This window comes from Mesorhizobium sp. M2C.T.Ca.TU.002.02.1.1, from assembly GCF_003997225.1.
The window spans coordinates 1-10,690 of sequence record NZ_RZTO01000124.1 but is presented as its reverse complement, the minus strand read 5'-3'; the positions used below and the strand labels follow the sequence as shown (position 1 = coordinate 10,690).

The following is a 10,690-nucleotide window of genomic DNA, read 5'->3' as shown; positions in this document are numbered from 1 at the left end:
TACCAGATCAGGGGTGGAAAGTTCGAGATCGGCGACCAGGCCTTCCAGATGGACGCGCTCTTTCAGCCTGGCGCGCGGCACCGCTTCTTCGCTGACCTGGCGGCCAAGCGCGTCGATATCGACGCCTTGAGCGATATTGGCAAGGATGGCTCCAGCGGCGGCAAACCGGCCGGTTCCGGTGAGCCCGACCTTGCCATGCTGTCCGCCTTCGACGCAGACATCAGCGTTGCGATCGATGAACTGGTCAGCGGCAAGATACGGGCTTCCGATGTCCAGCTCGCCGCGACGCTGCGCGACGGACATCTCGAGGCAAAGCTGGAGCATTTCGGCCTCGACGCAGGAAACCTCACCGCGAAAGCCTCGACGGATGTCGGCGGAACACCCCCGACCATACGCGGCAATATTGCGAGTTCGGGGCTGGACATCGGCTCGGTGGCGAAGCTGGCCGGACAGTCCGTGCCGTTGTCCGGCAAGCTCACCGCCGATATGGGGTTCGCGTTTCGCGGACTGACCGCGGACCGCATACTGAGCAGCGCAAATCTGCAGGGAACGGTCGGGATTCGAGAGGGCAAGCTTCCGCTTGCAGTGCTTGCCGATGCGAAGGACCGAACGGCCGACGACATCACCGGGCTCAATCTCGACGCGAAGATCCGCGACATCGGCAAGCCGGTCGATGTGACAGGCAAGCTTGCCTGGCGGGGACAGGCCGTGACGTTCAAGTCCCAGGTCGCGCCCGCATCCTTTCTGGCCGGCGGCTCCGTTGCCGATGCGTCCGGGCCGATCAGCCTTTCGGTTTCCTCCAAATACCTCGAAGGCAGCATAAGCGGCACTGTCGGAGGTGGCGGCACGTTCAAGGGCCAGGTCTCGGCCACGTCGCCCTCGGTGGACAAGCTTATGCAATGGTTGGGGCAAGGCGCTTCCCGCAGTCTGCAGGACTTTGCCTTCAAGGGCGATGTCGATGCCGGCCCGAAGCAATTCTCCTTCCAGAAGGCCGCCATCGCCTTGAATGGCGTCAAGGCGTCCGGGCAAGGCTCGGTGAAGCTGGGGGAGCCCCTCACCATCCGGACGTCGCTCAATTTCGCGAAGCTTGACTTTGCGGCGCTCGCCGGGAGCGGCGGAGCGACGGCCACCGGCAAACAGAAACCGGGCGCGGCAACCGACGCGCCGATCGATCTCTCCTTCCTCAAGGGACTTGATGCCAAGGTGGATATCCAGGCCGACAAGCTCGGCTATGGAAAGGTCTTTGCCGGGCCGGTGGCGACCAACCTGACGGTGGCGGATGGGAAGGCTCACCTCAGCGTGCCGCAAAGCCCCTTCTACGGCGGCACGATTGCCGCGGACATGACGGCCGACGGCTGCCAGGACGCCGCTTCCCTGGACCTGAACACGGCGATCGCCGGCGCGGCCGCCGCGCCGTTGCTCCGTGATGCGGCTGATTTTGACCGCATCGAAGGCACACTCGACGCGACGGTCGCGGTTTCAGGCGTGGGGAAGACCACGAAATCGCTTGCCCGTTCCCTCGGCGGCAAGGCGGCGGCAAAATTCAGCGACGGCGCCTTCCGCGGCATCGACATAGCAGAGGTCTACAACAACCTTGTCGGGCTGCTCGCCGGCGGCTTCAAGCAGGATCAGGCCAAGAAGACGACGTTCACCGAACTCGGCGCCTCATTTGCAATCGCGAACGGCGTCGCGCAGACGACGGATATCAGCCTGCTGGGGCCGCTGGTACGGATGGACGGCTCGGGCAGGATAGACCTCGCCGACCAGACGCTCGACATCCGCCTCAACCCTCGCGTCGTCGCTTCGCTTTCAGGCCAGGGAGGCGACGTCGCCGTGAACGGCATCGGAGTGCCGGTCGTGGTCCAGGGCCCGCTGTTCGCGCCCCGGGCCTATCCGGATCTGAGCGCGTTGGCCAAAGACCCGCAGGGCGCGCTGGACATGTTGAGTCGCCTTGGGTTGCCGACCGGGAAGCTGAAGCTCGACAAGCTGATCCCGGGCCAAACGGGCTCGAACGGCGACGGCTCCGGCAAAGGAGCGGCGGATCTGATCGGCGATCTTCTGCGCAACGCCGCGCCCCGGCCCAAGGCGCCGCCCGCGGCTCCGGAGCCAGCCGTAGTGCCGGAAAACGGCAATACCGAAAACGCGACGCCGCCGCCGCCAAGTTCGAACGCCGGTGGCGAGGCGGAAGCGGAGACCGCCGCGCCGGCCGCCGAACCCACACCGGTCGACCCGCAGGTTGCCCCTGATTCGCCCGAAACGCCCAAGAAAGGGGAAATAGACACACTTCTCGACCAACTGGCCAACTAGGCTAGAGACCCTGGCGACTCTCGTGGAATTCAAGCCTGAAGGCGGGCTTCGGGCATGCCGACTCGATACATCATCTAACGCTCATATGTGCGGCCGAAAATCAAAGTGATTTCGGCCGCCGCAAATCGCCCCCAATCAGGACGTTCTTCCGGCCTTGATCTGCACAGATTGGAGAGGCCGATGAAATTGTCTGTTCTTGCCCTTGCCGGGACCATGCTGGCGGCGATGCCGGCGGTCCAGGCGGCGCCGATGATCGGCGTGCCGGCCAGAAATAGCCTGGTGCGGGAGGCGCATGTCACATGCGCCTATCTGACCGAGGACGGCTACTGCGTGCGGCCGCACAAGAAGCACAAATACTGGAAGCGCCACCACGACTACCGGCCTGCCTACCGCACCTACGCGCCGCAGCCGCCGGACGAGTATTATTGGCGCTATCAGCGCCCACGCCCGATTATCCGGGTCGTTCCAGACTACCCGCGGGACGAAGACAATTGGGATGATTGGGACGATTGAGGCGTCCCGAGGCCGGAAGCCCTTCGCGGGCTAAGGCCTGCTTGCACGCCTCTTGGCCGACGGTGGCCGGCATTCGGCGCCCAGGCAGCGCCTTTGCCGGCCCATCCACGAAGAGCGGGGAGCTGCGCGCCTTCTACCGCTTCAGCGCGATGCTCATTCCGCTGAGATCGGCGTTGACCTGCAGGCCGACCTGCCGGCCGGTGAGCTCGAGCTGGGCGCCCTTGTCGTTGGTCATGACGATCACCTGTGCGCCTCTGCCCAGCGCGCCGCCGCCGCCGGCCGCGCCATAGACGCCCGTCACATCGCTGGCGCGGCGGATGCGGCGCACGGTGCCCTGGAAGTAGGTCTTGGAAGCCCCGAAGGCGAGACCGCCCGAAACGCCGCCGATGGAGATCGGATAGCGTTTGCCATGAAAGGTCAGCGTGCCCTCGCCGCCGGAACCGCCGATGAAGAAGGCCGCCTTGTAGACGGAAAAGCGGATCGTGCCGCTGTCGGCATGCGCGGCGCTGGCAATGCTCACGCCGGCGGCAGCGATTGCCGCGACCGCAACGGAACGGAACCTGGACGAAATCTGCATGGTGGGAAACTCCTCGAGCATCGCCGCTTACCCAGCCGGCCGGGGCATATCAGCTTCAAAAGTATAGCTGAACCCAATTGCCCCGCCATTGGTTCCAAGCGCGCGGACCGAAATCCGGCGGTCACAAAACAGCGAGTCAGGAAGGCAAAAGCCGACGGGAAGCACAGGTGTGTGCTGGCTGGTGGAGCTGAGGGGGATCGAACCCCTGACCTCATCATTGCGAACGATGCGCTCTCCCAGCTGAGCTACAGCCCCGTTCCAGCGGATGGGCTTGTATCGGTCGCGGCCGTTTCATGTCAAGGTGAAAGACCGGGGCGAAAGACCGGGCCGGCCACAAGCAGTGGTCGGGCGGGCCTTGTCCGCACGCCAAGCCCGCGGGCCTTGCCCGCACGCCAAGCAATGGCTACATGTCGGCGACAATTTGGAGACCGGCATGATCGCCCTTATTCAGACCATCGTCATGGCGCTTGATATCTACTGGTGGATCATCATCGCCTCGGCGATCTTTTCCTGGCTCTACGCCTTCAATGTCGTCAACTCGCGCAACCAGTTCGTCGGCACCGTCGGCAACATGCTCTATCGGCTGACCGAGCCGGCCCTGCGCCCGATCCGCCGCTTCATGCCCGACCTCGGCGGCATCGACATCTCGCCGATCATCCTGCTGCTGATCATCTTCTTCATCCGGCAGTTCCTGGTCACTACCGTCTGGTCCTGGGTGGTGACCGGAGGCTGATGAGCTCGCCGTTTCGGCCGCGCGAGAACGGCATCGACCTCTTCGTGCGGCTGACGCCGAAAGCCGCGCTCGACCGGATCGAGGGCATCGAGACGGCGGCTGACGGGCGCAGCCATCTCAAGGCGCGCGTACGCGCCGTGCCGGAGAACGGCGCCGCCAATCAAGCGTTGGAGCGGATGCTGGCCAAGGCGCTGGGCGTGCCCGTGTCGGCCGTTTCGGTGATCGCCGGCGGGACGGCGCGGCTGAAGACGCTGCGGATCATGGGCGATGCGGCTGCGCTGGTGGAACGGCTTCAGACGCTGAGCAAATAACGCTGGCGGCGCCCCCTCGTCCGGCCGCTGCGCGGCCACCTTCTCCCCAGCGGGGAGAAGAGGAGGGTCGGCGCCGGCGCCGGCGTCGACCTGCCCCTCTCCCCTCGGGGAGAGGTCGGATTGCCCCGAATCGCTCCTCGCAATTCGGTTGGCAATCCGGGTGAGGGTCTTCACAACCACTCAATCGCCCAGCGGCAGCTTCGGATCGTCGACCTTCAGCGTGTTCACGCTCTGCTTGATGCGGCGCAAATTCTCCAGCACCTTCGGCCCGCGCGATTCCGCCACCGTGGTGGCGATCATGTCGACGATGGCCAAAAGCGCGTAGCGCGACGAGGTCGGCTTGTAGATGTTGCCGTCCTCGACGGGCTGCAAAAAGATCACCGTGTCGGCAACCTTGGCAAGGGCCGAATCCGGCGCGGTGATGGCGACGGTGGCGGCGCCATATTGCTGCGCGACCTCGACCGCCTCGATCACCGAGCGCGCATAGCCCGAGACGGAGAAGGCAAGCAGCGTCGTCTCCGGCGTCGCGACGGCGGCATACATTCGCTGCAACTGCCCGTCGGTCTGGGCAAGCGCCGAAAGACCCAGCCGGAACAACCGGTTCTGCATCTCGGTCGCCATCATCGAGGAGATGCCGCCGGAACCGAGGCAGAGCACATTGCCCGAAGCGGCGATGCGCGCGGCGACATCCATCAGCGTCGTCATGTCAAGATTCTCGCTGGCGCGCTGGATGGCGGCGATGGCCGCCTCGGTGATGGCGGAAGCGATACGCTGCTCGCGCGCGTCTCGGCTGAGCGGCTCGGGCGACAGATACTGGCCGCCGATGGCGATCGCCTGGGCGACGTAGAACTTAAAGTCGCGAAGGCCCTCGCAGCCGAGATTGCGGCAGAAGCGGGTGACGGTCGGCTCGCTGACGCCGACGCGCGCGGCGATCTCCGAGATCGCCGCCTTGGAGGCGAAATCGAGATCGGAAAGGACGAGCCCGGCCAGCCGGCGGTCCGATTTGGTGCCGTCCTGCGACATCAGTTGCAGGCGGGTGATGATGTCGGCCGGGCTCTTCATCGTCATCTCACAGCGGCAGGCCGGTCGCCTTGTCGAAGAGGTGGATGTGGCGCGGATCGACGCTCACCGGCAGCCGGTCGCCCGGCTTCACCTGCAGCCGGTCGCGGAACACGGCGCGCACCGTGTCATCGCCGACCGAGCCATAGACATGGGTTTCCGAGCCTGTCGGCTCGACGACATCCACCTTGATGGCGATGGCATCGTCGCCGGCGCCGACCACGAAATGCTCTGGCCTGATGCCGGCCTCGACGGTGTCGCTGCCAGAAGCGCCCTTGCCGGCAAGCGCCAGCCGACCGCCGCCCGTGGTCTCGAACCAGGACTTCGCTCCGGCCGTCTTCAGCGCGCCCGACACGAAACTCATCGACGGCGAGCCGATGAAGCCGGCGACGAATTTGTTGGCCGGCCGGTCATAGAGCTCCAGCGGCTGCCCGACCTGCTGGATGCGGCCGCGATCCATCACCACGATGCGGTCGGCCATGGTCATCGCCTCGATCTGGTCATGGGTGACATAGACGATGGTCGATTTCAGCCGCTGATGCAGCGCCTTGATCTCGGTGCGCATCTGCACGCGCAGCTGCGCGTCGAGATTGGAAAGCGGCTCGTCGAACAGGAACACCGAAGGCTCGCGCACGATGGCGCGGCCCATGGCGACGCGCTGGCGCTGGCCGCCCGAAAGCTGCCGCGGATAACGGTCGAGATAGGAGAAGAGGTTGAGCACGCCCGACGCCTTCTTCACCTTGTCGTCGATCGCGGCGCGCGCCTCGCCGCGGATCTTCGGGCCGAAGCCGATGTTCTCCGACGCCCTCAGATGCGGGAACAGCGCATAGGACTGGAACACCATGGCGATGTTGCGCTTCTGCGGCGGCAGGTCGTTGGCGCGCGTACCGCCGATGACGAGATCGCCGGAGGTGATCGTCTCCAGACCGGCCAGCATGCGTAAAAGCGTGGACTTGCCGCAACCGGACGGACCGACCAGCACCACGAACTCGCCGGTTTTGATGTCGAGGTTTATGTCCTCGAGGATTTTGTGCTGGCCGAAGGATTTCGACAGGTTGCGGAACTGGACGTCGGTCATGGTCACGCTCCCAATATGTCGTCGATGAAAGGCAGGTAGCCGGCCGTCAGGCCGGCATCCACCGGCACCACCGCGCCAGTTATGCCGGAAGCCCGGTCGGAGGCAAGGAAGGCTATTGCCTCGGCCACTTCGGAAGCATTGACGATGCGGCCGAGCGGATAGAGCCGCTTCAGCCGGCCGAGGATTTCCGGATCCTTGGCCAGGCGATGATCCCAGGCGGCGGTGCGGATCGACCCTGGGCACACGACATTGGCGCGCAGCCCGCTGCGGCCGAGCTCGACGGCGACCGACTTGGCATATGCGTTGATGCCGGCCTTGGCGGCGGCATAGGCCGGGTTGCCGAAATGCGCGATGGCGTTGACCGAGGAGATGAAGACGACGCTGCCCGAGCCGCGCTTGGACATCGCCTTGATCAGCGGATCGGCGAATGTCATGACGCCGGTCAGGTTGAGGTCGAGCTCCTGCTCTATTCTGTCCGCCGTCAGCGCATCGATCGTTTCGGCGCGCGTCCAGCCGGCATTGTTGATCAGGATGTCGGGAACGCCGTCTTTGTCGAGCAGCGCGGAGATCGCCGCTTCGATCGAGGCCCGATCCAGGAGGTTGAAGACGTGGCGCGAGGCGATATGCGGGCTGGCCAGCGCCTCCATCGACTGGTCGCAGCCGACGATGCGCGCGCCGCGCCCGGCCATGAGCTCCACGATCGCCGAGCCGAGGCCGCCGCCGGCGCCGGTGACGACAATTGTCTTGCCTTCGAACTCGGCTTTCGAACCCACCTTGCCCGCTCCTCCATCCCTCATTTTAAGCCGGCAGGCTAACCAAGCAAATGTAATTAAGCAACATGATAATCCGCTTGCATGACGTGAAATGATGGATAATGTAGGAAAGTCACATAAATCCTGCGTCCATAAGGGCCAGGCGCCAATGCGCATCAATGGGAGAGATCAGATGAGCCTTGCGAAATGGACTTTCGGCCTGTTGGCCGGAATGAGCATGCTGGCTTTGGCCGCGCCGGCCGATGCCGGCGAGGTGCGCGTCACCGTCGCCGAATACAGCGCCAAGACCGGCCCTTATTTCGAGGAAGTGAAGAAGGAATTCGAGGCGGCCAATCCCGGCATCACCATCAAGTATGAAGTGGTGCCGTGGGATGTGCTCCTGCAGAAGCTCACCACCGACATCACCGCCGGGACCAATGCAGACCTCTCGATCATCGGCACGCGCTGGCTGATCGATTTCGTCCAGCAGGATGTCGCCGAGCCGCTCGACAGCTACATCAAGCCTGAATTCAAGGACCGCTTCATCGACACTTTCCTGTCGCCCTCGATCATGGACGGCCACACTTACGGCCTGCCGATCGCGGCTTCCGCGCGCGCCATGTATTACAACAAGGAGCTGTTCGAGAAGGCCGGCATCGCCAAGCCGCCGGCGACCTGGACCGAGCTGCAGGAAGACGCCCGCAAGATCAAGGCGATCGGCGCCTTCGGCTTCGGCTTGCAGGGCAAGGAGATCGAGACCGACGTCTATTACTACTATGCGATGTGGTCGCAGGGCACCGAGATCCTCAACAAGGACGGCACCTCCGGCCTGAGCACGCCGGGCGCGCTTGAAGCCGCCAAGCTCTACAAGTCGATGATCGATGAAGGCCTGACGGAACCGGGCGTCACCTCCAACAACCGCGAGGACGTGCAGAACCTGTTCAAGCAGGGCAAGGTGGGCATGATGATCACCGCGCCCTTCCTGTCCAACCAGATCAAGGAAGAGGCGCCGAACCTGAAATATGGCGTCGCCGCCATCCCCGCCGGCCCGACCGGCGCGCGCGGCACCTATGGCGTCACCGATTCCATCATCATGTTCAAGAATTCCAAGAACAAGGACGAGGCCTGGAAGCTGCTCGATTTCCTCTTCACCAAGGAGCAGCGCGCCAAGTTCACGCAGGGCGAAGGCTTCCTGCCGGTGAACAAGGAAGAGGCCAAGATGGACTATTACGTCAACAACGCCGATCTCGCCGCCTTCACCGCGCTTCTGCCCGACGCCCGCTTCGCGCCGGTCATCCCCGGCTGGGAAGAGATCGCCCAGATCACCTCCGACGCCATGCAGAAAATCTATCTTGGCGGCGACCCTGAGGCCGGTTTGAAGGACGCGGCGGCCAAGGCCGACGCCGTGCTGAAGAAGAAATAAGGGCGTATCTCCCTGCGCCCGTGGCGCGCCCTACCCCCGCGGGGCGCGCCACATCTTCTTCCTCTCCCTCCGGAGGGGGGAGGTGGCTCGGCGAAGCCGAGACGGAGTGGGGGAACCACGTGGCAACCGCCGCCGACGGACACGGGACGGGTACTAGACGCAAGCATCGCTCCCGCCCCAAGAAGGTCGACCCCCACTCCGTCGAGCTTCGCTCGACACCTCTCCCCCGATCGACGGGGGAGAGGAAGGGCTCCCTTCCGCAACCGCCGCGGAGGAGGGCAGACAATGAGGGGCAGCTCCGACGCCGGAAGGCTCGAGATTGAGCGCCCAGGAAGAACAGGTCAGGATTTAGTTAGCTGGCAAGCCAGCGCATTGATGCCTCGCAACGCGGTATAAACCAGCCGATGCAAAATCGTTTCCTGCCTTACCTGCTGACGCTGCCAAGCCTGCTGCTCGCGGCGGTGGTGATCTTCTGGCCGGTCTGGGACCTGATCCAGATCTCGACGCATGATGTCAACCGCTTCGGCCAGTTGCGCGAGTTCAGTGGCCTTGCCAACTTCACCGAACTGTTCGCCGATCCGGATTTCGTCGCAGCACTCTGGCGCACCGGGCTGTGGACCGTGCTGGTGGTCGCCGGCGCGCTGCTGCTATCGATCCCGGTGGCGATGATCCTCAACATGGATTTTTATGGGCGCGGGCTGGCCCGCGTCGTCATCATGCTGCCCTGGGCGGTGTCGCTGACCATGACCGCGGTGGTCTGGCGCTGGGCGCTCAACGGCGAAAGCGGCATGCTGAATTCGGCGCTGATGAAGCTCGGCCTGATCAGTCAGAACATCCAGTGGCTGGCGAGCGCCGAGACCGCCTTCCCGATGCAGGTGCTGATCGGCATATTGGTGACGGTACCCTTCACCACCACGATCTTCCTCGGCGGCCTGTCCTCGATCCCCGACGATCTCTATGAGGCGGCAGCGCTCGAGGGCGCGACGCCGTTCCAGCAGTTCCGCGAGATCACCTTTCCGCTTTTGAAGCCTTTCATCAACATCGCGATCGTGCTGAACACCATCTATGTCTTCAACTCCTTCCCGATCATCTGGGTGATGACGCAAGGCGGGCCGGCGAACTCGACCGACATTCTGGTCACGCATCTCTATAAGCTCGCCTTCCGCATCGGCAAACTGGGCGAGGCTTCCGCCGTGTCGCTGGTGATGTTCGCGATCCTGCTCGTCTTCACCATGATCTATGTGCGGCTCGCCATGCGGGAGCAACGCGCATGACGCCGAAGCTGAGACGCACCGTTATCGCCTGGCTGCTGCTGGCGCCCTTGATCGTGGTGACGATCTTCCCCTTCGCCGTGATGTTCCTCACCGCCGTCAAGCCGCGGACAGAGGTGCTGACGCCGACCTGGTGGCCGAGCGAATTTCGCTGGTCGAATTTCGCCGACATGTGGGTGGCGACCGGCTTCGGCCAGGCGCTGCTCAACTCGCTCTACGTCTCGGCGCTGGCGACGATCGGCGCCATCCTCATCTCGGTGCCGGCGGCCTATGCGATGTCGCGCTTCCGCTTTGCCGGCTATGGCGCGTTCCGCCAGTTCCTCCTGATCTCGCAAATGATATCGCCGATCGTGCTGGTGCTCGGCCTGTTCCGGCTGATGGCCGCTTGGGGCCTGGTCGAGTCGACCACTGCGCTCGGCTTCATCTACATGGCCTTCAACGTCGCCTTCACGGTGTGGATGCTGCAGAGTTATTTCGACACCATCCCGCGCGACCTCGAGGAGGCGGCCTGGATGGAAGGCGCCGGCCGCTGGCTGACGCTGCGCAAGGTCTTCCTGCCGCTCTGCCTGCCGGCGATCGCCGTGACGGCGATCTTCACCTTCATCAATGCCTGGAACGAGTTCGTGGTGGCGCTCACCATGCTGCGCAGCCAGGAAAGCTATACGC

12 protein-coding genes and 1 tRNA gene are annotated in these 10,690 nt (G+C 64.3%); 7 read left to right on the top strand and 6 right to left on the bottom strand.

The genetic code is table 11. The annotated features are described in order from the left end of the window. A partial coding sequence (locus EOD07_RS38470; RefSeq protein WP_245469994.1) for a hypothetical protein occupies positions 1–324 on the bottom strand: 324 nt, incomplete at its 3' end. Positions 325–432: 108 nt separating this feature from the next. Here EOD07_RS38470 and EOD07_RS09450 point away from each other — a divergent pair. Next, a complete protein-coding gene (locus EOD07_RS09450) occupies positions 433–2,307 on the top strand; it encodes an AsmA family protein (protein WP_348627746.1) in 1,875 nt (624 codons plus the stop codon). 180 nt (positions 2,308–2,487) lie between these two features. Next, a complete protein-coding gene (locus EOD07_RS09445; RefSeq protein WP_127235230.1) occupies positions 2,488–2,820 on the top strand; it encodes a hypothetical protein in 333 nt (110 codons plus the stop codon). Positions 2,821–2,953: 133 nt separating this feature from the next. On the opposite strand, the gene EOD07_RS09440 is transcribed toward EOD07_RS09445, so the two are convergent. Both EOD07_RS09440 and EOD07_RS09435 read right to left on the bottom strand, forming a co-directional pair. Further along, positions 2,954–3,397 carry a hypothetical protein gene (locus EOD07_RS09440; protein WP_040991799.1) on the bottom strand — a complete coding sequence of 148 codons (444 nt, stop codon included), beginning with the start codon at positions 3,395–3,397 and terminating at the stop codon, positions 2,954–2,956. Positions 3,398–3,576: 179 nt separating this feature from the next. Beyond that, positions 3,577–3,652: transfer RNA gene (locus EOD07_RS09435), tRNA-Ala, on the bottom strand. Positions 3,653–3,830: 178 nt separating this feature from the next. Here EOD07_RS09435 and EOD07_RS09430 point away from each other — a divergent pair. Together EOD07_RS09430 and EOD07_RS09425 are read left to right on the top strand one after the other, a co-directional pair. Then, positions 3,831–4,130 carry a YggT family protein gene (locus EOD07_RS09430; protein WP_073985153.1) on the top strand — a complete coding sequence of 100 codons (300 nt, stop codon included), beginning with the start codon at positions 3,831–3,833 and terminating at the stop codon, positions 4,128–4,130. Then, positions 4,130–4,441, top strand: coding sequence for a DUF167 domain-containing protein (locus tag EOD07_RS09425; protein ID WP_127235229.1), 312 nt, complete (start codon positions 4,130–4,132; stop codon positions 4,439–4,441). Before EOD07_RS09430 ends, EOD07_RS09425 begins: the two co-directional genes overlap by 1 nt. Before the next feature lie 180 nt (positions 4,442–4,621). Here the strand turns inward: EOD07_RS09425 and EOD07_RS09420 are convergent, their stop codons facing one another. Genes EOD07_RS09420 through EOD07_RS09410 form a run of 3 tightly spaced genes read right to left on the bottom strand, consistent with a single transcriptional unit; the run spans position 4,622 to position 7,375 of the window. Next, positions 4,622–5,503 carry a MurR/RpiR family transcriptional regulator gene (locus tag EOD07_RS09420; protein WP_127235228.1) on the bottom strand — a complete coding sequence of 294 codons (882 nt, stop codon included), beginning with the start codon at positions 5,501–5,503 and terminating at the stop codon, positions 4,622–4,624. Positions 5,504–5,510: 7 nt separating this feature from the next. After that, positions 5,511–6,578: a sn-glycerol-3-phosphate ABC transporter ATP-binding protein UgpC gene (gene ugpC, locus EOD07_RS09415; protein ID WP_127235227.1), complete on the bottom strand. Its 1,068-nt coding sequence runs from the start codon at positions 6,576–6,578 to the stop codon at positions 5,511–5,513. Positions 6,579–6,580: 2 nt separating this feature from the next. Further along, a complete protein-coding gene (locus EOD07_RS09410; RefSeq protein ID WP_127235226.1) occupies positions 6,581–7,375 on the bottom strand; it encodes an SDR family NAD(P)-dependent oxidoreductase in 795 nt (264 codons plus the stop codon). 148 nt (positions 7,376–7,523) lie between these two features. Here EOD07_RS09410 and EOD07_RS09405 point away from each other — a divergent pair, with 148 nt between their 5' ends. From EOD07_RS09405 to EOD07_RS09390, 3 genes are all read left to right on the top strand, one after another. Then, positions 7,524–8,753 carry a sugar ABC transporter substrate-binding protein gene (locus EOD07_RS09405; protein WP_127235225.1) on the top strand — a complete coding sequence of 410 codons (1,230 nt, stop codon included), beginning with the start codon at positions 7,524–7,526 and terminating at the stop codon, positions 8,751–8,753. Positions 8,754–9,157: 404 nt separating this feature from the next. Next, positions 9,158–10,027: a sugar ABC transporter permease gene (locus EOD07_RS09395; RefSeq protein ID WP_127235224.1), complete on the top strand. Its 870-nt coding sequence runs from the start codon at positions 9,158–9,160 to the stop codon at positions 10,025–10,027. After that, the coding region (locus tag EOD07_RS09390) for a carbohydrate ABC transporter permease (protein WP_164772140.1) at positions 10,024–10,690 on the top strand (667 nt) is incomplete at its 3' end. The genes EOD07_RS09395 and EOD07_RS09390, both read left to right, overlap by 4 nt.